The sequence below is a fragment of the Cellulosimicrobium sp. TH-20 genome (assembly GCF_002105775.1).
Lineage (GTDB): Bacteria > Actinomycetota > Actinomycetes > Actinomycetales > Cellulomonadaceae > Cellulosimicrobium > Cellulosimicrobium funkei.
Window position 1 is genome coordinate 480,097 of sequence record NZ_CP020857.1, and the last position, 25,816, is coordinate 505,912.

Below are 25,816 nucleotides of genomic sequence, written 5' to 3' on the forward strand. Positions count from 1 at the left end.
GATGCCGGGTATGAGCTTCGTCGTCCGCGTCCTCATCACCGGTCTCGCGATCTGGCTCACGAGCCTGTTCATGGACGAGCACTTCCAGATCGTCGGCTCCCACACGGCCGGCGGGAAGGTCGTGATCGTCCTCGTCGTGGCGCTGCTCTACTCGCTGGTGAACGCGGTGATCAAGCCGATCGTGCAGGTCCTCTCGATCCCGCTCTACATCCTCACGCTGGGGCTGTTCTCGCTCGTGGTCAACGCGCTCATGCTCATGCTCACCGCGTGGATCACCGAGCAGACGGACTGGGGCATCCGCATCATCGGCGGGTTCTGGTGGGCGCTGCTCGCGGCCCTCATCATCGCCGTGATCAACTTCCTCGTCTCGGCCGTCGTGCCGAAGGCCCAGGACCGCTGACCCGAGCGCTCCACCGCGCGCGCCGCTGCCCGCCCTCCCGACCGGCCCGCCGGGGGACGGCACCGGGCCGTCACCGCGCATCGTCCTCGCCACCACCCGTCCCGGCGCCCCCGAGCGTGCCCGTGCCGCCGAGCGTGCCGGAGCCACCGGTCGTCCCGGACGGACCCGGCGTGCCGAGGGACGGGCCCGGCGCCGTCACGACGCCGTCCGGAGCCGGCCACGGGGGCCACGGCGGCCTCGGCACCGCGAGCTCACCGACGCAGAACGTCGTCTCGGGGTCCGGGACGAGACGCGCCTCGTAGACGAGCGGGTCCTCCGCCTCGCCGTCGAGCCAGTGCTCCACGTCGGCGAGGTGCTCCTCGAGGCCGCGGTCGCCCACCTCGACCGCGGCGTCGAGCACGTCCTGGTGGTAGCCGACGGAGTGCGGCACGTCGAGCGGCGGCCCGCCGCCGGGCGCGAAGACGGTACCGGTCACCGTCACGCGCTCGGGCGTCGCCGGGTTCGGCTTCCCGTCGAGGCCGGAGACCCCCTCCCCGCTGGTCTCGAGGTGCGTGGCGCGCACGCCGGGCGGGAGGCCGTGCCCCCCGACCGGTGACCCGGCGGTCACGACGTGGCGCACCTGGTAGGTCCCGACCGTCGCCGCCGCGATCGTCGCCGCGACCATGCCACCCTGGCTGTGCCCGACGAGCACGACGTCGTCCTTCGGCTCGATGCCCGACTGGCCCATCGCGTCGAGCACCGCCCGCACGCTGTCCGCCCGCGCGCGCTGGGACTCGTCGTCGGACATGAGGTCGTAGTTGGACGTCATGTTCCACACCGTCCGCAGGTTGCCGGGCTGGGTGCCCGGGATCGCGACGACCCACGTGGGAGTGCCGTCGTCCTTGACGATGCGCTGGACGCTCAGCACCGAGTCCGTGCTCCCGAGCGCCGCCACGGCGCCGAGCGCGGACCGCGTGTCCGTGGGCGTCGGCAGGTCGTAGGGTGCCGCGTCGACCCTGCGCACCTCCGGGTCGGGCAGGAACCGCTTGCGCAACGGCTGGACGGACGCGCGCAGCACGGCCGCCGCGTTGCCGACCGTCGGCACGGCGTACCAGGGGCGGTCCGGGTCGAGCAGGCCGATCGTGCGACCCAGCGCGCGGACGGTCGCGGGGTGCAGCGCCTCGCCCGTCGTGACGAGCCGACCGAGAGAGGGCCCTCCGCGCAGCAGGGACTGCGCGAGCCCGGCGAGGCCCTGCGCGACGATCATCCCGAGCCCGGCGGCGCCCGCCCCCGCCAGCCCGTAGTGCCGTCCCGCCACGACCAGCGCGGTGTCGGACCACGCCGCGGCGGCCGCAGCGTCCGCGTCGTCGTACACCCGGACCGCCTGGTGCAGACGCGCGGCGAGCCGCCGCAGGCCCCGTTCCTGCTGCTCGGCGAGCAGGACCGCCGCGTCGAGCTCGTCGAGGACGGCCGCGCGGGCGGCACGGACCTCCGCCGACCAGAACGGCGTCGTCGGCAGGTTCCAGCCCGAGGCGGACCGGAGCAGGTCGGGCGGGGTGAGCCGACCGGCGAACGCCGTGGGCGTCGCCGTCGTGGCCTCCACGCCGTGCCGGGCGTCCCGCAGCGCCACCGCCGCTCCCGCCAGGAGGTCCGCGCGCCCCGCGAGCGCCACGGCCTGCGCGACGACCGCCGCCGTCTCGATCACGGTCGGCTCCGTCCCGCCACGGATCACGACGGACGGTGCGGGCCACGTCCCGCTCACGCGCCGCCCACCGCGGCGAGCTCCGCCCGGAGGCTCGCGACGTCCGTCTCCGCGAGCACGGTGAGAGCGTCCAGCCCTGTGAGGCAGCTCTCGAGCGTCCCGTCGAGCCGGAGCAGGGCTGCCCGGACCTCCGCCGTCGCGTCGTCGTACGCGTGCCGCGCCTGCCCGGACCACGGGAGGTCAGGGGTCCCCAGGGCAGCAGCGGCGCGCGCCGCGTCGTCCGTGGCCGTGAGGACCTGGTCGCGGGCGCGGGTGATCCCGAAGGGTGCGGCGAGGCACGGGACTGGAGGCGGGGTCGGCATGGCGGCGACCGTACGGACCCCCGCCGACCGGCGGCGGGGACCGGTCGCACGCTGTGGACCGACCCCTCGCGACCGGACGCTGGGGACGGCCACGGGCCGCACGACCGCTCGGTTGCCCGGACTGCGGGCGGCACCGACCGCCGTCGGGCACGCGTGGGAGAATCAGGGGCGTGCCCGAGAACCCCGCCGCAGCCGCCCCTGCCCGCGTCAGCCTCGCCGAGGTGACCCCGCCGATCGCGCTCGGCCCGCTCGACGGCCGCTACCGCGCCGCGGTCGCCCCGCTCGTCGACCACCTCAGCGAGGCCGCGCTCAACCGCGAGCGTATCCACGTCGAGGTCGAGTGGCTCATCACGCTGTGCAACGGCGTGCAGGCGGTCGACGAGAACGCCGTCCGTCCGGTCGTGCCCGGCGCGCCCCAGCTCTCCGACGCCGAGGTCGCCTACCTGCGCCGCATCCCCGCGGCGTTCGGTGGCGACGAGATCGCCGAGCTCGCCGCGATCGAGCGCGAGACGGTGCACGACGTCAAGGCGGTCGAGTACTTCGTCAAGCGCCGCCTCGCCGCGGCGCCCGACACGCTGGGCCCCGACACGGTGCTGTCCGGCGTCGGCGAGCTCGTGCACTTCGCGTGCACGAGCGAGGACGTCAACAACCTGTCGTACGCGCTCATGGTGCGCGGCGCCGTCGAGCACGTGTGGCTGCCCGCCGCGACGGCGCTCGCCGACCAGCTCGCGGACATGGCGCGCGAGCACGCCGACGTGCCGATGCTCTCGCGCACGCACGGCCAGCCCGCGACGCCGACGACGCTCGGCAAGGAGCTCGCCGTCCTCGCGCACCGGCTGCGCCGCCAGCTCCGCCGCGTCGGCGCGGCCGAGTACCTGGGCAAGCTCAACGGCGCGACGGGCACGTACGGCGCGCACACCGTCGCCGTCCCGGGCGTGGACTGGCCGTCGGTCTCGAAGCACTTCGTCGAGGGCCTCGGTCTCACGTGGAACCCGCTGACGACGCAGATCGAGTCGCACGACTGGCAGGCCGAGCTGTACGCGGACGTCGCGCGGTTCAACCGGATCCTCCACAACCTCGCGACCGACGTGTGGACGTACATCTCGCTCGGGTTCTTCACGCAGATCCCCGTCCCGGGCGCGACCGGGTCGTCGACCATGCCGCACAAGGTCAACCCGATCCGGTTCGAGAACGCCGAGGCGAACCTCGAGATCTCGTCCGCGCTGCTCGACACGCTCGGCGCGACGCTCGTGACGTCGCGCCTCCAGCGCGACCTCACGGACTCGACGACGCAGCGCAACGTCGGCCCCGCGTTCGGCCACTCGCTCCTCGCGATCGACAACGTGCGCCGCGGCCTGAAGGCCCTCGCCGCGAACGCCGACCTCATGGCGGCGGATCTCGACGAGAACTGGGAGGTGCTCGGCGAGCCCATCCAGTCGGCCATGCGCGCGGCGTCGGTCGCGGGCGTCCCCGGCATGGAGAACCCGTACGAGCGCCTCAAGGACCTCACGCGCGGCCAGCGCGTCGACGCGGCGCGGCTCCGCGAGTTCGTCGCGGGCCTCGGCCTGCCCGACGACGTCGCGCAGCGCCTCGCGGACCTCACCCCCGCGACGTACACGGGCCTCGCCTCCCGCCTGGTCGAGACCTACCTGGACTGACAAGACCGACGCCGAGAACGGGGCTGCTGTCGTCGTCCGACGGATGACGACAGCAGCCCCGTTCTCGTCCGCACGCACCGTCGTGCTCGACGGCGCCCGGGTCAGACGGCGGTCGGCGCGCCCGGGCGGGGGCCGCCCCGGCCCGGCATCCCACCCGCGGCCGCGAGCTGGGAGCGGTGCGCCGCGCGCACTTCGGCGAGCTCGTCGAGGCGGTTGACGACCCAGGTCAGGACGAGCATCGCGGCGGCCGCGAGCGCGAGCAGGCCGAGCACGTTGCCGAGGTCCGCGGTCTGGACGTTCACGGTCCCCGACCAGAAGAAGGTCGAGCGGCTCAGCACGCCTGCGAGGGCGAGACCGCCGAGCACCGGGACGGCCGGCCGCGTCCGGCGCCACAGCAGCGCGACCCCGAGGAGCAGGACGACCGGCGCAGCCAGCGCGGGAGGCGTCCACGGGCTCAGCGCGACACCCGACCACCACGGCACCCCGAAGCTCGCCGCGTCGGCAGCGGTCGCCGCGGCGAACCCGCCGACGGCCAGAGCCATCGCCCCGAGGGTCGCGGCCCGGAGCGTCCACGGCTCAGGCCCGACCCGGCACGCCCGACGTGCGGCGAGCACGCCCGCGTAGACGGACACCGCCGCGACCCACGGCGCGTCGAGGTACGCCGCATAGCTGCTCCCCGCGCCGAGCGAGACCGCGAGCCCGCCCACCCCGGCGACAGCGGCGAGCACCGCAGCAGCGAGGCCGACGCGCTGCGCCCCGGCGAGCGTAAGGGCCACCGCCGCGAGCCAGAGGGTCCACATCGACGCCGTCGGGACGGTCGTCAGGAGCGGTGCGTGCCCGCTCGGGCCGAGCACGGCCCCGACGATCGCCGCGGCGAACGCGAGGACGCGCGCTGCCATGACCACGAGCACGGCGGGCAGGACCACGAGCAGGAGCCCCGTCCCCGCGCGCCGCTGCCGTGGGGACGGGCCCAGCGGCGCGAGCAGCCACTCGCGCGCGGCGGCGCGCAGCAGGTCCCACCGCTCGGCCCGCGTCGGCCGCGACTGCCCGGGCCGCGCGCCGTCGACCAGGTGCCCGAGCATCTCGGCCTCGTGCGCCCGCCGGTAGGTGTACGGGAACAGGCGCAGCAGCCGCCGGTAGTCCCGCACGAGGACCGGCGCCACGAGCACCGGGCCGGCGGCGTCCGTGTCGTGGTGGCCGTCGTGGCCGCTCATGCGGGCACCGCCCCGCCGTCGACGACTCCCCCGTCGAGCCTGCGCGCGGGCCGGGCCGCGGTGCGGTCGCCCGCCGGGGCGGCCGTGCGGCGTCGGGCACCGAGACGCTCGAGCGCGCGGCGTGCCTGGGCCTCGGCGCGCTCGGCCTCGGCGGCGAGGCGCGAGCCGCCCTCACTGGTGAGCCGGTAGTACCGGCGCAGCCGCGAGTCGACGACCTCCTCGTGGTCGACCTCGACGAGCCCGGCGGCGACGAGCCGGTCGATCGCGCCGTAGAGCGTGCCGGCGCGCAGGGTCACGCGCCCGTTGGAGCTGGACTCGACGTCCTGCGCGATGCCGTACCCGTGCAGCGGCCCGGCGGCGAGCGCGGACAGCACGAGGAACGCGGGTTCCTGGAGCGGTTTCGATGCCATGGTGGCGACCATACTCTCGCCGCGAAGGTATGGGCAGGACCCGCAGTGCACGGCGCGTCGCGGCCCGCCGGGCACGGGCCGGGAGAGTCCACCTGGCGACCCGCACCGCGCCGGGCCCCGGAGCGCCGACGACCCCACGCTCGGCGCCGCCGCCGGGAGCGCGTGGCGCAAACCTTCACAGACACGACGTTCTGTGAAACTATCTGCCACATACTCGACGACCCGGAGGATCAGCAATGACGCTCGACGGCTCCCCCACGTCCCCCGCCCCGGCCGGCGTCGGACGACGACAGTTCCTCACCCTCGCCACGGCGGGCGTCGCGGCGAGCACGCTCACCGTGACGGTCGGCTCGCTCACCCCGGCCGCCGCGCTCACCACGCCCGGCGCGACCCACGCCGCACCGACCGCGGCCCCGGCGCCCCGCAAGCGCGAGCTGCGCGCGATGTGGATCTCCAGCGTCGTGAACATCGACTGGCCGTCGGCGTCGGGACTCTCGGCCGAGCAGCAGAAGGCCGAGCTCCTCGGCTGGCTCGACGTCGCGCGCGACTTCCGTCTCAACGCCGTGTTCGTCCAGGTCCGCCCGACGGCCGACGCGTTCTGGCCCAGCCCCTACGAGCCGTGGTCGCAGTACCTCACGGGCGTGCAGGGCCAGGACCCCGGCTACGACCCCCTCGCGTTCGTCGTCGAGGAGTGCCACCGGCGCAACCTGGAGATCCACGCCTGGTACAACCCGTACCGCGTGTCGATGCAGGCCGACCCGGCGCGGCTCGTCCCCGAGCACCCCGCGCGGCAGCACCCGGAGTGGGTGTGGGCCTACGGGGGCAAGCTCTACTTCGACCCGGGCCTGCCCGCGGCGCAGGAGCACATCAAGAACGCGATCCTGCACAGCGTCGAGAACTACGACATCGACGGCGTGCACTTCGACGACTACTTCTACCCGTACGCCGTCGCCGGCGAGACGATCCCGGACGCCGCGACCTTCGCGACCCACGGCGCGGGCTTCGACCGGGTCGAGGACTGGCGGCGCCACAACGTCGACACGTTCGTGCAGTCCATCTCGCAGCGCATCAAGCAGGCGAAGCCGTGGGTCAAGTTCGGCATCAGCCCGTTCGGCATCTGGCGCAACGCCTCGACGGACCCGCGCGGCTCGCAGACGGGCGGCTCGCAGTCGTACGACATGCAGTTCGCCGACACGCGCAAGTGGGTCCTCGAGGGCTGGCTCGACTACATCAACCCGCAGATCTACTGGCAGCTCGGGCTCGCCGTCGCGGACTACGCGAAGCTCGTCCCGTGGTGGGCCGACGTCGCCGCGCAGTCCGGCACGCACCTGTACGTCGGCGAGGCGCTGTACAAGGTGACGTCGGGCGTCTTCACGGACCCGGCCGAGCTGTCGAACCACCTCACGTTCTGCCAGGAGCAGGAGCACCCGGTGCACGGCAACGTCTACTTCTCGGCCAAGCACGTCCCGGCCGACCCGCAGGGCTCGATGACGCGCGTGCGCGACGACCACTACCGGTACCCGGCGCTCGTCCCGGCCATGCCGCACCTCCCGGGCACGAAGGTCCGCACCCCCGTGCTCGCGTGGGCCGGCTGGCGCGACGACGGCGTCCGCGTGCACTGGACCGACGCCGGCGGCCGCCGGTTCGCGGCGACGTCGTTCGCGATCTACCGTGCCGACGGGTGGGTGCAGCACGTGGACACCGAGAACCCCGCGAATCTCGTCGCGACGCAGCGCGCCGAGGGCCGGGTGGTCCAGGACTTCCTCGACCCGACCGCCGTGCGCGGCCGCCGGTACACGTACGCCGTGACCGCGCTGGACCGCGTCTGGAACGAGTCCGCACCGAGCAGGGTCCGCTGGTCGGTGTGACGATCGTCGTGCCGGGCCTCGGCCCGGCACGATCGCCCTTCGCCGGAACTGGGGCCGCGCGAGGGGCAGGCCCGACGGCGCGTGGTTCGCTGGGTGCGCCACGCGCCGTCGGGGTTCCGCGGCCGCCCCGCCGTGGGTGCCGGGTGGCACAGTGGGACGCGTGAGCACGCCCGACCTGCGCCCCGCCGACCCCTCGACCGCCGGAGCGTCGGCCCCGCCGTCCGACCTCCCGCCCCTGCGCACCGTCGGGTGGGTGAACGTCCGCGACGGACGCCTGCTCGCGGTGCGGACGACCGGGAAGGACCGCTTCTTCATGCCGGGCGGCAAGGTCGAGCCCGGCGAGACGGACACCGAGGCGCTGGTGCGCGAGATCCACGAGGAGCTCGGCGTGCGCCTGGACCCGGGGACGGTCCGGCCCGCGTTCGTCGCCGAGGCCCCGGGGCACGGGTTGGGCGGGCGCGTCGTGCGGATGCACTGCCTGTACGCCGAGCCGCTGCCCGGGTCCCCCGAGCCGGCGCCGAACGCCGAGATCGCCGAGCTCGCGTGGCTCACGCCGGCGGACGCGGACCGCGTCCCGCCCGCCGGCCGCATCGTCCTCGAACGCCTCGCGGACGTCCTCTCGGCCTGACCGCGCGCCGCCGGCAGGCCGCCCGGACGCGGCATGGGGACCTCGCCCCATGGGCACCCCGAGACGCGGGGGCGCCCGTCCACGTACGCTCCGGAAGCACGATCCGCCGCGACAGAGGGACGACCATGGGGTTCTACGGTGCCGACATCGGCGAGCTGCGCAGGCTCGCGCAGAGCCTGACGACGGCGTCGGAGTCGCTCGAGACGACGCGCGGCGGCCTCCAGTCCACCGTCAGCGGGGCCCGCTGGGCCGGGCCCGACGGCGACGAGCTGCGCGGCCGCTGGACCTCCGAGCTCGGCCCCGCGCTCGCCGCGGCCGCGGCGACGCTCCGCGACGCGGCCGACAAGGTGCGCACGAACGCCGACCAGCAGGAGAGCGCCAGCTCCGACGGCACGGGCGGGAGCGCCGGAGGTCCCGGCGGGTCGGGCGGGTCCGGATCGGGGTCCGGCGGCTCGGGCTCCGGAGGGTCGGGGTCCGGCGGCTCGGGCGAGAGCGGCGACGGCCCCGGCGGACCGACGGTCTCGGTGAAGGGGAGCCAGAGCGGCGGCTCCGACAACGGCGGCCTGGGGAGCCCCGCGACGGAGGGCACGGACTCGAAGGTCGGCTTCGGCGTCTCCCACGACCCGGACAGCGGCGAGACGACGTACTCCGGCAGCGGGTCGCTCGCCGACTGGTTCAAGACGACCGACGGCTCCAAGGTCTCGTTCGGCGTCAACGGCGGCGCCGAGTACACGGTCGGGGAGAAGTCGGAGGACGGCTTCACCACCTACACGTCGAAGTCGGACGTCTCGATCGGCGTCGAGGGCGGCGTCTCGAAGGGCGGCACGGGCGTCAGCGGCGGGTACACGACCGGCGTCACGTCCGAATACACCCTGAAGATGCCCGACGGCACCGACGTCGACCCCGGGTCCGTCAACCCGTTCGACCCGCGGAGCATGCCGGTCGGCTCGTCCGTGACGATGGACGGCGGGAGCTACTCCAAGACCGAGCTCGACGCCGCGTTCCGGCACATCGCGCTCGAGTCGTCCGTCAAGGACTCCGAGGGCGTGAGCAGCCTCATCGAGCGCACGGGCGACGACACCGTCCGCGTCACCGCGGGCCCGACGGAGGCGATCGCGAACCACGCGGGCCTCGGCCTCGACTTCGACGCGGTCAAGGTCATGCTCGGCAACACGACGTCGCTCGACGGCGCGTCCCTGCGCAGCGCCGAGTTCGACCTGTCGACGCCCGAGGGCCAGGCCGCCTACGACACCTACCTCGTCACCGGCGAGATCCCCGGGGACCCGTCGACCGGGATCTCCGGCACGACGACCATCGAGCGCGTCAACTACGACTCGACGTCGACCGTCGGCTTCGACACGCCTGTCGGCGGGGCCGAGTGGCAGATCGGCCAGAACACCGGGTCGCTCGTCGCGACGACCTACCCCGACGGCAGCACCGAGCAGCTCATGACCGCGACGTACGGCGACCGAGGCGACTTCCGCCTGTCGCAGTCGTTCGACGCCTCCGGCACGGAGGACCTCTCGGCGCGCACGTACTCGTTCGACGTCACGGCCGACGACATGTCGTCGCAGTACTTCAACACGCGCGACTTCTCCGGATTCTCGCCGTCCGGCGAGGTGTCGCCCGGCCAGCAGGTGACGATGACGCTCACCGAGTCGCAGATGAACCGCCTCGCCGACAGCGTGCGGACCGCCGTCGAGAACGACGCCCTCGGTATGCAGACGCGGGCCGTCGTCACCGACTACGACATGCAGCCGCTCTCGGACCCGTACCAGCTCGCCACGAGCCTCGCCCGGGCGGCCGACTCCGACCTGGACCTCGTCATGATGATCAGCGAGATCAACGCCGCGGGCGACGGCTCGGTCACGGACCGGTCCGCCGCCCGGTTCCCCGGCACGGTGACGCCGGGGGGCTGACGCCGCGCCGCCCGGAGGGGCGCGGCGCCGGGTCGGCTCAGCGGGGCTTCTGCGCCGAGAGGTACGCGGTCGAGACGAAGCCCGTCCGGCCCCCGGCGGTCACCTTGAGCCACCCCTTCGAGGCGGTGCCCGCGTGCGTCACCGCGGTCCCGCGCCCGAGCCGTGCGACGACCTTGGACGAGGTCGACGCCGACGCCCGCAGGTTGAGGCTCGAGGCGGTGACGTACGACGTCGCGGCCTTGGGCGGTGCGGGCTTCGCGGGCGCCGGCTTCGCGGGAGCCGCCGGTGCGCTCGTCGAGGTGTACTGGGCGGAGACCCAGCCGGTCCGTCCGTTCGCGGTGACCTTGAGCCAGCCGCCCGAGGTCGACGCGACCGCGAGCTTCGTGCCCTTCGGCAGGCGTGCGACCACGGCCGAGGACGTCGTCGCCGAGGCCCGCAGGTTGAGCGACGCGGCCGTGACGTACCGCGTCGCCGGCTGGGGCGCCGACGGCTTCGGCGCCGGCTGGGGTGCCGGCGGCTTCGTCGCCGGGGGCGTGCTGACCGGCGCGGGCTTCGTCGGCCCGATGCTCGCGGCCGGGACCCAGCCCGTCGTCCGCCCCGACGTGACCCGACGCCACGTGCCGCTCTCGTCCCCGGGCTTGCCGACGACGGCCGCCCCGCGCGCGACCCGGGCGACGACGGCGCCGGTGCCCGCCCCGGCGCGCACGTCCACGGCGGCGTTCGTGTAGTAGGTGCACGACGTCGCGGTCGACCGGGCGGCCACCCGCGTCGCGTCGCGCCCGAGGTCGACGCCCTTGCCCTTGAGGTAGGCGAGCGGGTCGGTGTGCGACGCGCCCGACCCGTAGGTGCCGTTCCAGACCTCGAGGTGCAGGTGCGGCGAGGTGGAGATGCCGGTGGAGCCGACGTCGGCGATGCGCTGCCCGGCCTTGACCGTCTGCCCGGCCTTGACGTACTTGTCGCCGTCGATGACGTGCCCGTAGACGCTCGAGACCGTCTTCCCGCCGATGGTGTGCCGCAGGACGACCCACTGCCCGAACCCGCTGACGCTGCCCGCGCGCAGGACGGTGCCGTCGGCGATCGCGTTGATCCGCGTGCCGGAGGTCGCGCCGAGGTCCTGCCCGAGGTGCCAGGTCGACGCGCTGGCGACCGGCATGCAGCGCGGGCCGTAGTAGGAGGAGACCGAGTAGGTGCGCGCCCCCAGCGGCGCCACGACGGCGGCCGCCGCGCTCGCGCTCGGGGCGACGAGCAGCCCGCCGAGCCCCGTGGCGAGCGCCGTCGCCATCGCCACGCTCGCCACGCCCGACCAGCGCCTCGCGTTCCGAACCATCCTCTGCCCCCTGAAAAGAAATCAGACATACCCGGCGTGTCGGGTTGACACGCCTCAGGAACGGTAAGGCCAGTCCGCGGGGACCGCCAGATGGACGACTGTCCAACAGCGCCGAGGGCTCGACGAGGCGGGGCGTACCGTCGTGCCATGACCGTCGGGACGGAACGCGCGGAAGACGACCTCCTCGCTGCGACACTGCCCGTGCTCGGCCTCGCGCTCGCGTCGGTCGCGGCCGTGCGCGACGCCGCGGCGCGGGCGGGCCGGTTCGACCCCGGACCGGCCCCGGACCCCGAGCGCGTCGCGGCGGCGTTCGCGAGCGACCGGCTGCTGCGGTTCGACGGCGCTCCGGTGGACGGGTTCGCGCCGCTGTCCGGCTTCTTCCGCACGGCGGACGGCTGGGTCCGCACGCACGCGAACTACCCGCACCACCGCGCGCGGCTGCTCGCGCTCCTCGACCTGCCCGCCGCGGTCGCGGACCACCCGTCCCGGGACGACGTCGCGACGGCGCTCGCCGCGCGGTCGGCGCAGGAGGTCGAGGACCTCGCGGCCTCGGTCGGCGCGATCGCCGTGCGCGTGCGCTCCGCGGACGAGTGGCGCGCGTCCGCGCCGGGCCGGGCCGCGGCGTCGGGCCCTGGCGTGCGGACCGCGGTGCGCGACGACGCCGCTCCCCCGCGCCCGCTCGCCGTCGGGCCCCGGCCGCTCGCCGGCCTCCGGGTCCTGGATCTCACCCGCGTCATCGCCGGGCCCGTCGCGACCCGGACGCTCGCGCTGCTCGGCGCGGACGTCCTGCGCGTCGACCCGCCGGGCCTGCCCGAGATCGAGGTCCAGCACCTCGACACGGGGCAGGGCAAGCGGTCCGCGCTGCTCGACCTCGCGACCCCCGACGGCCGCGCCCGGGCCCAGGAGCTGCTCGACGCCGCCGACGTCCTCGTGACGGGCTACCGCCCGGGCGCGGTCGAGGCGTTCGGCCTGCGCCTGCCGGGCGGCGCGGTGCACGCGCGCGTCAGCGCGTGGGGCGACGACGGCCCGTGGGCCCCGCGCCGCGGCTTCGACTCGATCGTGCAGGCGGCCAGCGGGATCGCGCTCGTGGAGGGCACGCGGGACGGGACCGTGGGCGACGCCTCGACTGCCGCGCCCGGCGCCCTGCCCGCCCAGGCGCTCGACCACGCGACGGGCTACCTCCTGGCCGCGGCCGTCGTGGACGCCCTCGCCGACCGCGCGGCCGACGGGCGTGGGCGCGACGTCGACGGCGCGCTCGCCCGCACCGCGCACGCGCTGCTCGTCGCCCCCGGGCGCGACCCCGCGCACGGGCCGCCGCGGACGCCGGGGGCGCGGTGCGTCGTCGGGCACCGGGTGCGCCTCGACGGCCGGGACGTCGAGGCGACGACGACCCGGCCCGCGCTCGACCGCCTCGCGGGCGAGCCCGTCGACGACTACCCGGCGCCGGCCCGGCCGTGGGGCGCGGACGCGCCGCGGTGGACGACCCCGCGCGGCGCGTCCGGAGCCGACGGCTGAGCGGGAAGCCCGACGTCAGGCGTGGTCGAGGCGACGCAGGATCGCGCCCTCGCGCAGCGCCCACGGGCAGATCTCGACCTCGTCCACGCCGAGCGCGCGCATCGTCTCGACCGCGACCACCCCGCCCGCGACGATCTGGAACGTGCGCTCCGGCGTGATGCCCGGCAGCGCGGTGCGGCCCTCTGCCGTGATGCGCGCGAGCCGCGGCACCCAGTCCGCGAGCTGCGCGCGGCGCATCCGCCACCGGTCGTCGGGGCCGACCGCCTCGGTCTGCATGCCCGCGAGCCGCGCGAGCGAGCGGAACGTCTTGGACGTCGCGACGACGTGGTCCGGGCGCGGGAGCCGGGCGAACCGCGCGACGGCGGGCGCGAGCGTCGCGCGCACGTGCTCGCGCAGCGCCTCGACGTGCTCGGGCGCGGGCGGGTCGTCGGGCAGGAAGGCCATGGTCATGCGGCCCGCGCCGAGCGGGAGGGACACGGCGAGGTCGGGCTCCTCGTCGACGCCCGACGCGATCTCGAGCGACCCGCCGCCGATGTCGAGGACGAGCAGCCGGCCCGCGGCCCAGCCGTGCCAGCGGCGCGCGGCGAGGAACGTCAGGCGCGACTCGTCCTCGCCGGAGAGCACGTGGACCGGCTGCCCGACGCGCTCGCCGATCGCCGCGAGCACCTCGGGCCCGTTGGTCGCCTCCCGCAGCGCCGACGTCGCCATGGGCAGCATCTCGTCGACGGCCGACTCGCGCGCGAGCGCCATCGCGTCGTCGACGGCGGCGAGCATCGCCGCGACGCCCTCCGGGGACAGCGACCCGTCGGGCCGGAGGTAGCGCATGATGCGCACGACCGTGCGCGCCCCCGCGGCCTGCACGGGACGCGCCGCGTAGGCGGCGTCGACGACGGCGAGGTGCACGGTGTTCGAGCCGATGTCGAGGACGCCCAGGCGCGTGGTGCTGCTCACGCGGCGAGCCTAGCGGCGCGGCGAGGGCCGTCGTCGGGCGTCCTGCCCGACGACGGCCCTCGTCCGGTGCGCGGCGCGCACCCGTGGTGACGCGGCGGTCAGCCGCAGGCCAGCGCCTCGTACGCCGCGTCGACCGTCGACGTCGTGCCGTCCGCGGCGACGACCGTGACGGTCGCCGTCCCGGCCTCGACGGACGTCGTGCGCGTCGTGAACGACTGGTAGGCGCTCCTGCCCGGCTGCACGTGCCGGACCGTCCGCTCGCCGAACGGCGTCGTGAGAGTCACGTCCACCGGCGCGTCGGCCGTGCTGGTCGCGCGGACCGCGACGAACGCCCGGCCGCCGAGGCAGCGCGCGCTCGCCTCGACCTCGACCGGCGCGGGCGGGGCGACGGCGGAGACCGACGGGATGCGGTCGGCCGCGCCGGTGCCCCACGTGAGGCCCGCGCTCGTGCCGGACAGGTCGAAGTCGAGCGTGCCGCCGTCCTGCAGCGCCGCGACGTCGAGCCACGCGGCGGTGTGCGCGACGCCGTCGACCTCCAGGCCGGCGACGTAGCTCGGGAGCTTCTCGTTCGCGCCCGCCGCGTCGATGCGCAGCGTCGCCCCGGCGTCGGTCGTGAGCGTCGCGGCCTGCACCTTCGGCGCGTTGAGCGCGAGGATCCCCGAGCCCGGCATGACGGGCTCGAACCCGAGCGACGCCATGACGTACCAGGCGGCAAGCGTGCCGAGGTCGTCGTTCCCGACGCCGCCGCCCGGGGTGTCCGGGAAGCGGTTGAGGTTCGCGGCGAGGACGTCGTTCGTCTTCCACGGCTGGCCCACGTAGCCGTAGAGCCACGCGTTCATGATCGTCGGCTCGTTGCCCGGGTTGTAGCGGATGGTCGTGTAGTACGAGCTGCCGCCCTTGGCCCACGTGCTCGGCGAGACGCCGGGGTTCGCGGCGAGCGCCGGCTGGTCGAAGTAGTAGTCGAGACGCTCGACGAAGCCGTCCTCGCCGCCCATGACCTCCTGGAGGCCCGTGACGTCCTGCGGCACCATCCACTGGTACTGCCACGGCACGCCCTCGTGGAAGCCGGAGCGCGTGACGTCCGTCAGCTCGGGCAGCGTGACGAACTCGCCCGTCGGGCGCTTCGCGTTGACCATGCCCTGGAAGCCACCCGAGAGCTCGACGTCCGGGTTCCAGAGGTTGCGCCAGTTGCGACCCTTGTCGAGGAACGCCTGGCCGCCCTCGCGACCCGTGCGCTCGGCCGCAGCGCCGAGGCTCGCGTCGGCGAGCGCGAGCTCGAGCGTCGCCGAGCCGCCGTGGCGGTACTCCTCGAACTGGCCGCCGAGGCCGCCCTCGTTCTCGGGGTAGAACGGCACGTGGCCGTGCTCGGCGTAGAACTCGGTGCTGCGCCGCCCGACGGACGCGACGTCGTCCGGCGGGGTCGTCGTGGCGTTCTCGACGAGGTAGTCCCACAGCTCCTCCGCGATGTCGTCGGGGACGGTGCCGAGCGCGAAGTTCTCCGCGAGCCACGGCGTGACGGGGTCGCCCGCCATGATGTTGGTCTCCAGTGCACCGAGGGACCAGCGCGGCAGCCAGCCGCCCTCGACGCGGTGCTGGTACATCGAGCGCACGATGTCCTGCGCGCGCTCGGGCAGCAGGAGGGCGTGCAGCGTCGCCTGCGTGCGGTACGTGTCCCAGAGCGAGAAGTTCTGGTAGTAGTCCCAGCCGTCGGCCTGGTGGACCTCGAGGTCCATGCCGCGGTACCGGCCGTCGACGTCGCTGCCGATCGTCGGGGACAGCAGCGTCTTGTAGAGCTGGGTGTAGAGGATCCGGCGCTGGTCGGGCGACGCGTCGATCGCGGCACGGCCCAGCTCCGCGTTCCACGCGTCGCGGGCCTCCTCACGCACGGTGTCGAACGCGACCTGCCCGCCCTCGTCGGTGGCCTCGGCCGCGCGGTTGGCGCGCGCGCCGTCGACGCTCACGAAGGACACGCCCACGCTCACCTCGACGTCGCGGTCGGTCGTGGTGTCGAACACCGCGACGGCGCCGTTGTTGCCGCCCGCGACCTCGCTCGTCGTGGAGCCCGCGACGTAGCGCGCGTCGGTGCCCCACGTGCCGCTCGACGCGACCGGGCGGTCGAACGTCGCGCTGAAGAAGTACCGCTGCTTGTCCGGCGTGCCGCCGCAGAAGCCGCCGTTGTCGACCCAGCCCTCGAGCGTGCGGTCGTCGACCCACGTCACGGAGCTCGCGCCGGCGTCGCGCAGGGTCTGGCCCACGTTGAACGACAGGTGCGACGTCGTCGAGGCGGGGAACGTGTAGCGGTGCGCGCCGACGCGCGTGGTCGCGGTGAGCTCGGCATGCACGTCGTTCGCGAGGGTCACCTCGTAGAACCCGGCCGACGCGCGCTCGGTGCTCTTCTGGTCCTTGATGGCGATGAAGGAGCGCGACGTGCGCGGGGTGGCGCTCGTGTCCGGCGTGACGAGCAGCTCGCCCGCCGCGGGGCAGCCCGCGCTGTTCACGTGCCGGTGGCTGAAGCCCCACACGCGCCCGGCGTTCGTGCTGTACGACGTCGAGGCGTAGGAGTTCGTGTTGTCCGGGCTGAGCTGGACCATGCCGAACGGCACGGTCGCGCCGGGGTAGGCGTTGCCCTCGCTCTCGGTGCCGACGAACGGGTTGACCTCGAGCGTGAGGTCGTCGCGCGCGGCGGCGGTGACGGTGCCCTCGTCGGCGGGGGCGGCGCCCGCGGCGGCGGGCAGCAGCGTGCCCGGCGCGACGGCGAGCGCGAGCCCCGCGGCGAGCAGGGCGAGTCGTGGTCGTCTCATGCCATGTCCTCTTCGACGTGCGACCGGGCGTCGTCGCCCGGGGCGCCTCGGGGCCGTCGGTCAGTCGCCGCCCGGGCCGCTCGTGGCGGGGCGACGGTGCTCCTGGTCGACGACGGGCGTCCGTCGGCCACCCTCTCCCGGGTATGACTGCGCTGTCAATCGGATGCCCGAGGCAGCGGGTCCGTCGAGCGGACGGAGGGTCAGCGCACGCCGGCGGCCTCGTGGACGAGCGCCTGGGCGTCCGCGACGACCGCGCGCTCCTCGGCCTGCGCCGCGGCGACGGCCTCCGCGCGGGCCGCGACGATCGCGCGGTGCAGGTCGGCGTGCACGCGGCGCCGCACGCCGCGCGCGATCTCGTCGGCCTCGTCCGGCTCGACCGGGTCGCCGTCCGCCTCGCGCAGCGCGACGACGTCGGCCACCTCGAGCGCGACGCGCCGCTCGGCGTCGGCCAGCAGGGCGACGACCGCCGTGTCCGCCGCCCGCCCGAGGCGCGTCTCCTCGAACGCCCGCGTCGCCTCGTCGACGATCGTGCGGGCCTGCGTCACGAGCTCGGACGCGATCGACGGCGAGTGCGCCGCGAGCGTCGCGAGGTCGTACAGGAGCACGCCCTCGACGTCGGCCACGCGCGGGTCGACGTCGCGGTGCAGCGCGAGGTCGAGCACGACCGTCGGGCGCGCGACGGGCTCGTCGCCCGCCCGCACCGCGGCCCGCTCGCGCGCCCGCACTACCGCGGCCGCGTCGAGCACGTGCTCGATCGCCTGCTCGCGCCGCTCGGAGCCCGGGCGCGCGGCGTCCGCCGCGAGCGCCCGACCGCGCGCGCCGCTGCACGACACCACGAGGTCCGCGTCCTCGAGCGCCGCGACGAGGTCCGTCACGGCCTCCACGCCGCGCGCGGCGGCGAACTCCTCGGCGCGGCCGGACTGCGAGTAGACCCGCACGTCGTCGCACCCGAGCGCCCGCAGCGCGGCGAGGCTCGCGCCCGCGTACGACCCGGTGCCGATGAGGACGGCGCGGACCTGCGGCCACGGCGGCAGCTCGGCGGCGGCGAGGTCGAGCCCGAGCGCGACGACGGAGCGACCGGCCCCGCCGAGCGTCGTGTGCGTGCTGACCTTCTTGGAGGTGCGCGACGCCGTCTGGAAGAGGAGCTCGAGCGTCGAGGACGTCACGCCGTCGGCGTGCGCGGTCTCCAGCGCCCGCTTCACCTGGCCGGCGATCTCGCGCTCTCCCACGACCATCGAGTCCAGGCCCGACGCGACGGCGAACAGGTGCTCGGCGACCTCGGTCCCGGCGCGCGTGCGGAACGACGCGAGCGCCTCCGCCACCTCCACGCCCGACGCCTCGGCGACCATGCGCGCGACGTGCTCGGTCGCGTGCTGCACGCCGGTGCCGTCGAGGGGGGCGTCCACGTCGAGGTACAGCTCGAACCGGTTGCACGTCGCGAGGACGACCGCACCGGTGATCACGTCGCACGCCGCGACCGCGGAGCCGCCGATCGAGTGGGCCCCGGTGGAGAGTCGTTCCAGGGCGTCGAGGTCCAGCTCGTGGTGGCTGGCCGTGAGGGAGAGAAGAGCCACAGTGCCTCCGATTTAATCATTCCCCCGGGAGAGAGGCAGAATCGGTAGCTGTGATTCCTGTCGCCCTTTCCCCGGGCCATCCCCTGACCGACGGCCGCACGGACCGTTCCCCGCTCGTGCAGGCCCTGCGCGCGGGCACGACCGGAAAGCGCCCAGAAATCACACCCGTGTGGTTCATGCGCCAGGCGGGCCGCTCGCTGCCGGAGTACCGCGCCGCGCGCGAGGGCGTGAGCATGCTCGACTCGTGCCTGCGCCCCGACCTCGCGTCCGAGATCACGCTCCAGCCGGTGCGCCGGCACCGCGTGGACGCGGGCATCTTCTTCTCGGACATCGTGGTCCCGCTGCGGCTCGCAGGCGTCGAGGTGGAGATCGCGCCGGGCGTCGGCCCCGTCATGGGCCAGGCGTACCGCACGCCCGACGACGTCGCCCGGCTCGTGGAGAGCGAGCTCACCGAGGACGCGCTCGCCCCGATCCGCGAGGCCGTCGCGCTGACCGTCGACGCGCTGGGCACGACGCCCCTCATCGGGTTCGCCGGGGCGCCGTTCACCCTCGCTGCCTACCTCGTGGAGGGTCGGCCGTCGCGCGACCACCTCGCGGCGCGCGCCCTGCTGCGCGGCGACCCGGAGACGTGGCAGCGCCTCGTCGACTGGGCGGCCGACCTCACCGGCACGTTCCTGCGGACGCAGGTCGAGGCGGGCGCGAGCGCGGCGCAGCTCTTCGACTCGTGGGCCGGCTCGCTCTCGCTCGCGGACTACGCGGCCGGCGCCGCCCCGGCGAGCACGCGCGCGCTCACCCACGTCGCGGACCTCGGCGTGCCCGTCGTCCACTTCGGCACGGGCACGGGGCACCTGCTCCCCGCCATGCGCGACGCCGTCACCGCGGCCGGGGTGCAGGACGTCGCCGTGGGCGTCGACTACCGCACGCCGCTCGACGACGCCGCCCGGCTCCTCGCCGAGGGCCACGCCCCCGTGCCGGTGCAGGGCAACATCGACCCCGCGTTGCTCGCCGCGCCGTGGGACGTGCTCGAGGCGCACGTCCGGGACGTCGTGCGCCGCGGACGCACGGCCCCGGGGCACGTGGTCAACCTCGGCCACGGCGTCCCGCCGGACACCGACCCCGACGTGCTGACGCGCGTCGTCGCGCTCGTCCACGCGCTCGCGGACGACGCTCCCGACGCCGCCACCGAGGAGGCGACCCGACGGTGAGCACCGAGCCGACGACGCCCCGTCCGCCCGCACCCCCCGCACCGGAGGGAGTCGAGACCGCGGACGCGGTCGTCGTCGGCGCGGGCGTCGCCGGGCTCACCGCCGCGCGGACCCTGCGCGCGCAGGGGCTGCGCGTCGTCGTGCTGGACGCCGCCGAGGTGCCCGGCGGGCCGGTCCGCGGCGGGGAGCTGCCCGGCCTCGACGGCGTGCGCGTCGACCTCGGGGCCGAGTCGTTCGCGGCCCGCGGTACGGCCGTCGGCGACCTCGTGCACGAGCTGGGGCTGGACGTCGTCGAGCCGTCGGGCGCGGGCGCGTGGGGCTACGCCGCCGGGCACGCCTACCCCCTGCCGCGCGCGGGCGTCCTCGGCATCCCCGCGGACCCGTGGTCGCGCGACGTGCGCCGCGCCGTCGGCCTCGGCGGGTCGCTGCGCGCGAGCCTCGACCGGGTGCTGCCCCGCAGGTTCACCGACCTGCGGACGCTCGAGACGTTCACGCGGTCCCGCATGGGGGCGCGCGTGACCGAGCGGCTCGTCGCGCCGGTCGCCTCCGGCGTGCACTCCGCCCCGCTCGACCGGCTGGACGTCGCGGCGGTCGCGCCCGGGCTGCGCGAGGCGTTCGAGCGCGAGGGGTCGCTCGCGCGCGCCGTCGCGTCGATGCGCGCCCTCGCCCCCGCCGGGTCGGCCGTGCGCGGCATCGACGGCGGGATGCACCGGCTCGTCGAGGGGCTCGTCGCGGGGACCGACGTCCGGCTGCGCCACGAGGTCACGGGGATCTCGCGCACCGCGGCCCCGGACGGCGGCCCCGGAACCTGGCTCGTGCGCGCCGAGACCCCGAGCGGTCCGGTCGACCTCGCCGCGCCGCGCCTCGTCGTGACGACCCCGGCGCTCGTCGACGCGCTCGGCCCGCTCGTCGGGACGGCGGCCGACCTCCTGCCGGACCCGGAGCCCGGCGCGGACGTGCGGCTCGTGACGCTCCTGCTGCGCGCGCCCGAGCTCGACGACGCCCCGCGCGGGACCGGCCTGCTCGTCGCCCCGCCGCACCGCGACGCCGGGCGCGCGGCGCCGCCGTCGGACGTCGAGGCCAAGGCGCTCACGCACTCGACCGCCAAGTGGCCCTGGCTGCGCGACCGCGTCCGCGCCGCCGCCGGGCCGGGGCACCACGTGGTGCGCCTGAGCTACGGGCGCATCGGCGCGACGACGGAGCCGGACCTCGACCGCGTCGTCGTGGACGCGTCGCGCCTCTTCGGCGTCGACCTGCACGGGCGCGTCCTCGGCCACGTCGTCACGCGGTGGAACGGCGCGCTGCCCCCGCCCACGCCCGCGTTCCGGCGCGAGGTCGCGGCGTTCGTCGCGCGCGTGGACGCCGTGCCCGGGCTGGCCGTGACCGGCGGCTGGATCGCCGGGACGGGGCTCGCGTCGATCGTCGGCCACGCACAGGAATGTGCCCGCAGCCTCGCGGCCGCGGGGTGAGGGAATCCTCACCGGATTGCGCGCCGGAATAGTCCCGAGAATTCCCCGCGAAATGACCTGACACATTGTCCGCAACTTCCTGACCGGGCGTCAGGACCACGTCACTCCCCGCATCATTCCCGCGCTGTGACGTGCACATTTTCGTGGAATGCCGAAGTGGGGAGAGACTGGTTCCGTGAGTCCTGCAGGTACGACGCCCCTCCGCGTGGGCACGCGCGGCAGCGCCCTCGCGACGACCCAGACCGGCCACGTCGCCCGCCGCCTCGAAGAGCTGACCGGCCGCGACGTCGAGATCGTGCGCATCCGCACCGACGGTGACGTGCTCACCGGATCGCTCGCCCAGATGGGCGGGACGGGCGTCTTCGTGACCGCGCTCCGCGAGGCGCTGCTCGACGGCCGGTGCGACGTCGCGGTGCACTCCCTCAAGGACCTCCCGACCGAGCCCGCACCGGGGCTCACCGTCGTCACGCCCGAGCGCGAGAACCCGCGCGACGTCCTGTGCGCGCGCGACGGCCTGACCATCACGACGCTCCGGCGCGGCGCCCGCGTCGGCACCGGGTCGCCGCGGCGCGCCGCGCAGCTCCGGTCCGTCCGGCCCGACCTCGACGTCGTCGACATCCGCGGCAACGTCGACACGCGCCTCGCCCGGGCGCTCGGCGAGGAGGCCGACCTCGACGCCGTCGTGCTCGCGTACGCGGGGCTCGCCCGCCTCGGCCGGCTCGAGGCCGTGTCCGAGGTGATCGACACCGCGATCATGGCGCCCGCCGCCGGGCAGGGCGCGCTCGCCGTCGAGGTGCGCACGTCGTCGCTCGACGACCCGGTCCTCGCCCGCGCCCTGCACGACCTCGACCACGAGCCCACGCGCCTCGCCGTGCTCGCCGAGCGCGCGCTCCTCGGCCGGCTCGAGGCCGGGTGCGCAGCCCCCGTCGGCGCGCACGCCGTCGTGGAGGACGGCGACGTGGCGCTGACGGCCGTCGTCGCGCGGGTCGACGGCGCCGAGCAGCTCACGCACTCCGCGCGCGCCGCGCTCCCCCCGAGCACCGGGTCGCTCGCGGCCGCCGCGACCGCCCGGGACGACGTCGCGCGCGGGCTGGGTGCCCGCGTCGCCGACGCGCTCCTCGCCGACGGCGCCGCGCGCCTCGCGCCGCTGCGCGAGACCGGGGCGGGCACCCCTGTCCTCGACGCCCCGGCCGCGGAGGCGCCGGCGACCGACCGCGCCGTGGAGGCTGCCCGCGAGCAGCTCCGCGACGGCGGCTACCGCGGCGCGGCGGAATGAGCCCCGGACCGCTGCGGGACCCGTCGCGGGGACCCGCGCCCGTGGTGCCCCCGCTCCCGGCGCGCGGCACGGCGGACGCGGTGGACCCTGGGGACTCGGTGGACGCTGGGAACCCCGTGGACGCTGGGGATCCCGTGGACGACCTGGACGCAGCCCGCCGGGCCGACGCGCTCGCCGGTCGGACCGTCCTGGTCCCGCGCGCGCCCGAGCGCGCCGCGGGCCTCGCGGCGACGCTCCGCGACGCGGGCGCCCACGTCCTCGTCAGCCCGGCGATCGAGCGCGCGCCCGTCGAGGACACGGCGCCCGTCGACGGCGCCCTCGCCCGCCTGGTCCACGGCGACTTCGCGTGGGTCGTCGTGACGAGCGTCAACGCGATCGACGAGCTCGTCGCGAGCGCCGCCCGCCAGGGCGTCGACCTCGGCGACGCCGGGCGCCGGGCCCGCTGGGCCGCCGTCGGGCCCGCGACGCGCCGCGCCCTGGAGGCGGTCGGCGTCACCGTCGAGCTCGAGCCCGACGAGAATTCCGCCCGCGGCCTCGTCGCCGCGTTCGCGACCCTCCCCCCGTCGGACCACGGCTCTACCTCGGCGGACCAGGGCTCTACCTCGCGAGGTAGAGGTGTGGTCCTGCTGCCGCAGGGGGACCTCGCCGCGCCGACGATGCACGACGGCCTGCACGACCTCGGGTACGTCCCGCACGTCGTCACCGTCTACCGCACCGTCACGCACACGCTCGCGCCGGACGTCGTCGCGGCGTGGCGCGCGGGCGCGGTGGACGCCGTCGTGCTCACCTCGGGGAGCGTCGCGCGCGAGGTCGCGCGGCAGCTCGGCCCGCGCGACGACGTCGTGGGCGTCGCGATCGGCGACCCGACCGCCCGGGCCGCGCGCGACGTCGGGCTGCGGCTCGATGCCGTCGCGGAGCGCCCGACCGACGCCGCGCTGGCCGCCGCGCTCGTCGGCGCGCTCGCCGCCACCCGCACCACCGCCGGCTCCGCCGCCCTGCCCGACGACCCGGCCGCTCCCCCGGCCGCCGGCACGACCGGCGTCGACCCGACTCCCGAAGGAGACCCCTCGTGACCCACCAGCTCCCCGTCGGGCACCACCGGCCGCGCCGCCTGCGCACGAGCCCGCGCGTGCGACGGCTCGTCAGCGAGACGCGCGTGCACGCGTCCGACCTCGTGCTCCCCCTGTTCGTCAAGGAGGGCCTCGACGCGCCGCGCCCCATCTCGTCGATGCCGGGCGTCGTGCAGCACACCGAGGCGACGCTCGCGGACGCCGTGCGCGACGCCGCGCGCGCCGGGGTCGGCGGCGTCATGCTCTTCGGCATCCCGGCCGAGCGCGACGCGACCGGCACCCAGGCGGACGCCGAGGACGGCATCCTGCAGCGCGGCATCCGGGTCGCGGTCGAGGCGGCGCGCGAGCACACGAACGGCGGGCCGGTCGTCATGGCGGACACGTGCCTCGACGAGTTCACCGACCACGGGCACTGCGGCGTGCTGGCCGAGGGCCGGGACGGGGGCGTCGTCGTCGACAACGACGCGACGCTCGACCGCTACGCCTCGATGGCCGTCGCGCAGGCGCGGGCGGGCGCGGACGTCGTCGCGCCGTCGGGCATGATGGACGGCCAGGTCGCCGTGATCCGCGAGGCGCTCGACGCCGCCGGGTTCGACGACGTGGGCATCCTCGCGTACTCCGCGAAGTACGCGAGCGCGTTCTACGGGCCGTTCCGGGAGGCCGTGGACTCGGCGCTCCAGGGCGACCGCCGCACCTACCAGATGGACGCGAGCAACGCCCGGGAGGGCCTGCGCGAGGCCGACCTCGACCTCGCCGAGGGTGCGGACATGGTCATGGTGAAGCCCGCCGGGTCGTACCTCGACGTGCTCGCGGCGGTCGCGGAGATGTCGGCGGTGCCCGTCGCGGCGTACCAGGTGTCGGGCGAGTACGCGATGATCGAGGCGGCCGCGGCGAACGGCTGGATCGACCGGCGCGCCGCCGTCACGGAGTCGGTGCTCGGCATCAAGCGCGCCGGCGCGGACGTGATCCTCACCTACTGGGCGACGGAGCTCGCGGGCTGGCTGGACGAGAACGACGGAAGGACGCGGGCATGACGGACACGGGCGGTTTCGGGACGGCGGAGGCCGTGCAGGCGCAGGACGCCGCGCTGTTCGGCGCGCCGGGCGCGGGCGGGGCGGACAACCACGCCGCGTTCGTGCGCGCGCAGGGCGTGCTCCCGGGCGGCGTCAGCTCGCCCGTGCGCGCCTACGGGTCCGTGGGCGGCGACCCGCGGTTCCTCGCCTCGGCGCGCGGCCCGTACGTGACCGACGTCGCGGGCCGCGAGTACGTCGACCTCGTGTGCTCGTGGGGCCCGGCCCTGCTCGGGCACGCGCACCCCGACGTCGTCGCCGCGGTCCAGGAGGCGGCGGCCCGCGGGCTGTCGTTCGGCGCACCGACGCTCGGCGAGGTCGAGCTCGGGGAGGAGATCCGCCGCCGGGTGCCCGCCGCGGAGCGCGTGCGCCTCGTGTCCACGGGCACGGAGGCCACGATGACCGCGATCCGCCTCGCGCGCGGCGTGACCGGGCGCGACGTCGTCGTGAAGTTCGCCGGCTGCTACCACGGGCACGTGGACGCGCTGCTCGCCGAGGCGGGGTCCGGCGTCGCGACGCTCGCCCTGCCCGGCTCGGCCGGGGTCACCGAGGCGACGGCGGCCGAGACGCTCGTGCTCCCGTACAACGACCTCGCGGCCGTCGAGGCGGCGTTCGCGGAGCGCGGCTCCGAGATCGCGGCCGTCATCACCGAGGCGTCGCCCGCGAACATGGGCGTCGTCCCGCCCGCGGAGGGCTTCAACGAGGGCCTGCGCCGCATCACGGCGGCGCACGGCGCGCTGCTCGTCCTCGACGAGGTGCTCACGGGCTTCCGCGTCGGGCCGAGCGGTTGGTGGGGCCTCGAGAACGCGGTGCTGCGCGGCCAGGGCGCGGACGGCTACACGCCCGACCTGTTCACCTTCGGCAAGGTCGTGGGCGGCGGGATGCCCGTCGCCGCGGTCGGCGGACCGGCGAGCGTGATGGACCAGCTCGCGCCGCTCGGCCCCGTCTACCAGGCGGGCACGCTCTCGGGGAACCCCGTCGCGGTCGCGGCGGGCCTCGCGACGCTGCGGCTCGCCGACGAGACCGTGTACGCGCGCGTGGACGAGGTCGCGGGCGTGCTGTCGGCGGCGGTGAGCTCCGCGCTCGACGCCGCGGGCGTGCCGCACCGCGTGCAGCGCGCGGGCTCGCTCTTCTCCGTGATGTTCGGCGAGCTCGCCGCGACCGCAGGGGTTCGCGACTACGCGCAGGCCCAGGCGCAGGAGACGTTCCGGTACCGCGCGTTCTTCCACGCGATGCTCGACGCCGGGGTCAGCCTGCCGCCGTCGGTGTTCGAGGCGTGGTTCGTCTCGGCCGCCCACGACGACACCGCCGTCGCCCGCATCCTCGACGCGTTCCCCGCCGCCGCCCGCGCGGCCGCGGAGGCCCGCCCCGCCTGACGCGTCCGGCCGGAGCATCCCACCCGCCGAGCACGGGGTTGC

20 protein-coding genes are annotated in these 25,816 nt (G+C 75.8%); 12 read left to right on the forward strand and 8 right to left on the reverse strand.

Translation table 11 applies throughout. The features are described from left to right. Nucleotides 1-10: 10 nt before the first annotated feature. The gene (locus B8281_RS02145; RefSeq protein ID WP_085386761.1) at nucleotides 11-400 is read left to right on the forward strand and encodes a phage holin family protein; all 390 of its coding nucleotides are present in this window, start codon (nucleotides 11-13) and stop codon (nucleotides 398-400) included. Between the two features lie 70 nt (nucleotides 401-470). Here B8281_RS02145 and B8281_RS02150 read toward each other — a convergent pair whose 3' ends face one another. Together B8281_RS02150 and B8281_RS02155 are read right to left on the reverse strand one after the other, a co-directional pair. Continuing rightward, nucleotides 471-2,084, reverse strand: a complete 1,614-nt coding sequence (locus B8281_RS02150) for a lipase family protein (RefSeq protein WP_157446522.1) — start codon at nucleotides 2,082-2,084, stop codon at nucleotides 471-473. Nucleotides 2,085-2,137: 53 nt separating this feature from the next. Next, nucleotides 2,138-2,443: a hypothetical protein gene (locus tag B8281_RS02155; protein ID WP_085386763.1), complete on the reverse strand. Its 306-nt coding sequence runs from the start codon at nucleotides 2,441-2,443 to the stop codon at nucleotides 2,138-2,140. A gap of 170 nt (nucleotides 2,444-2,613) precedes the next feature. Between B8281_RS02155 and purB the strand changes: the two genes are divergently transcribed. Then, nucleotides 2,614-4,101: an adenylosuccinate lyase gene (purB, locus tag B8281_RS02160; protein WP_085386764.1), complete on the forward strand. Its 1,488-nt coding sequence runs from the start codon at nucleotides 2,614-2,616 to the stop codon at nucleotides 4,099-4,101. A gap of 101 nt (nucleotides 4,102-4,202) precedes the next feature. Here the strand turns inward: purB and B8281_RS02165 are convergent, their stop codons facing one another. Both B8281_RS02165 and B8281_RS02170 read right to left on the reverse strand, forming a co-directional pair. Next, nucleotides 4,203-5,315, reverse strand: a complete 1,113-nt coding sequence (locus B8281_RS02165) for a hypothetical protein (protein WP_043656598.1) — start codon at nucleotides 5,313-5,315, stop codon at nucleotides 4,203-4,205. Next, nucleotides 5,312-5,725, reverse strand: coding sequence for a PadR family transcriptional regulator (locus B8281_RS02170; RefSeq protein WP_085386765.1), 414 nt, complete (start codon nucleotides 5,723-5,725; stop codon nucleotides 5,312-5,314). The genes B8281_RS02165 and B8281_RS02170 overlap by 4 nt, the downstream gene beginning before the upstream one ends. A gap of 236 nt (nucleotides 5,726-5,961) precedes the next feature. Here B8281_RS02170 and B8281_RS02175 point away from each other — a divergent pair, with 236 nt between their 5' ends. The 3 genes from B8281_RS02175 (at nucleotide 5,962) to B8281_RS02185 (ending at nucleotide 10,140) form a co-directional block, all read left to right on the forward strand. After that, nucleotides 5,962-7,593, forward strand: coding sequence for a glycoside hydrolase family 10 protein (locus B8281_RS02175; protein ID WP_085386766.1), 1,632 nt, complete (start codon nucleotides 5,962-5,964; stop codon nucleotides 7,591-7,593). Nucleotides 7,594-7,753: 160 nt separating this feature from the next. Further along, nucleotides 7,754-8,221 carry an NUDIX domain-containing protein gene (locus tag B8281_RS02180; RefSeq protein ID WP_222123552.1) on the forward strand — a complete coding sequence of 156 codons (468 nt, stop codon included), beginning with the start codon at nucleotides 7,754-7,756 and terminating at the stop codon, nucleotides 8,219-8,221. 125 nt (nucleotides 8,222-8,346) lie between these two features. Further along, nucleotides 8,347-10,140: a hypothetical protein gene (locus B8281_RS02185; protein ID WP_085386767.1), complete on the forward strand. Its 1,794-nt coding sequence runs from the start codon at nucleotides 8,347-8,349 to the stop codon at nucleotides 10,138-10,140. A 37-nt stretch (nucleotides 10,141-10,177) separates the two neighbouring features. Here B8281_RS02185 and B8281_RS20000 read toward each other — a convergent pair whose 3' ends face one another. Next, nucleotides 10,178-11,437 (reverse strand): SH3 domain-containing protein, encoded by a 1,260-nt coding sequence (locus B8281_RS20000; protein WP_198163119.1) that lies wholly within the window; start codon nucleotides 11,435-11,437, stop codon nucleotides 10,178-10,180. Nucleotides 11,438-11,614: 177 nt separating this feature from the next. Here B8281_RS20000 and B8281_RS02195 point away from each other — a divergent pair, with 177 nt between their 5' ends. Continuing rightward, nucleotides 11,615-12,982: a CoA transferase gene (locus B8281_RS02195; RefSeq protein ID WP_085386769.1), complete on the forward strand. Its 1,368-nt coding sequence runs from the start codon at nucleotides 11,615-11,617 to the stop codon at nucleotides 12,980-12,982. 15 nt (nucleotides 12,983-12,997) lie between these two features. On the opposite strand, the gene B8281_RS02200 is transcribed toward B8281_RS02195, so the two are convergent. From B8281_RS02200 to B8281_RS02210, 3 genes are all read right to left on the reverse strand, one after another. Continuing rightward, a complete protein-coding gene (locus B8281_RS02200; RefSeq protein WP_232322643.1) occupies nucleotides 12,998-13,933 on the reverse strand; it encodes a Ppx/GppA phosphatase family protein in 936 nt (311 codons plus the stop codon). Nucleotides 13,934-14,031: 98 nt separating this feature from the next. Then, the gene (locus tag B8281_RS02205; RefSeq protein WP_085386770.1) at nucleotides 14,032-16,734 is read right to left on the reverse strand and encodes a GH92 family glycosyl hydrolase; all 2,703 of its coding nucleotides are present in this window, start codon (nucleotides 16,732-16,734) and stop codon (nucleotides 14,032-14,034) included. Between the two features lie 200 nt (nucleotides 16,735-16,934). Continuing rightward, the gene (locus B8281_RS02210) at nucleotides 16,935-18,308 is read right to left on the reverse strand and encodes a glutamyl-tRNA reductase (RefSeq protein ID WP_085386771.1); all 1,374 of its coding nucleotides are present in this window, start codon (nucleotides 18,306-18,308) and stop codon (nucleotides 16,935-16,937) included. A 176-nt stretch (nucleotides 18,309-18,484) separates the two neighbouring features. Between B8281_RS02210 and hemE the strand changes: the two genes are divergently transcribed. The 6 genes from hemE (at nucleotide 18,485) to hemL (ending at nucleotide 25,774) form a co-directional block, all read left to right on the forward strand. After that, entirely contained in the window at nucleotides 18,485-19,513 is a 1,029-nt protein-coding gene (hemE, locus tag B8281_RS02215) for a uroporphyrinogen decarboxylase (protein WP_369824960.1), read from the forward strand. Then, nucleotides 19,510-20,982, forward strand: a complete 1,473-nt coding sequence (locus tag B8281_RS02220) for an NAD(P)/FAD-dependent oxidoreductase (RefSeq protein ID WP_085386773.1) — start codon at nucleotides 19,510-19,512, stop codon at nucleotides 20,980-20,982. The genes hemE and B8281_RS02220 overlap by 4 nt, the downstream gene beginning before the upstream one ends. A 148-nt stretch (nucleotides 20,983-21,130) precedes the next feature. Next, the gene (gene hemC / locus B8281_RS02225) at nucleotides 21,131-22,258 is read left to right on the forward strand and encodes a hydroxymethylbilane synthase (RefSeq protein ID WP_085386774.1); all 1,128 of its coding nucleotides are present in this window, start codon (nucleotides 21,131-21,133) and stop codon (nucleotides 22,256-22,258) included. 134 nt (nucleotides 22,259-22,392) lie between these two features. Beyond that, nucleotides 22,393-23,331: a uroporphyrinogen-III synthase gene (locus B8281_RS02230; RefSeq protein WP_198163120.1), complete on the forward strand. Its 939-nt coding sequence runs from the start codon at nucleotides 22,393-22,395 to the stop codon at nucleotides 23,329-23,331. Beyond that, nucleotides 23,328-24,362 (forward strand): porphobilinogen synthase, encoded by a 1,035-nt coding sequence (gene hemB, locus B8281_RS02235; protein ID WP_085386776.1) that lies wholly within the window; start codon nucleotides 23,328-23,330, stop codon nucleotides 24,360-24,362. Before B8281_RS02230 ends, hemB begins: the two co-directional genes overlap by 4 nt. After that, entirely contained in the window at nucleotides 24,359-25,774 is a 1,416-nt protein-coding gene (gene hemL, locus B8281_RS02240) for a glutamate-1-semialdehyde 2,1-aminomutase (protein WP_085386777.1), read from the forward strand. Before hemB ends, hemL begins: the two co-directional genes overlap by 4 nt. Nucleotides 25,775-25,816: the final 42 nt, after the last annotated feature.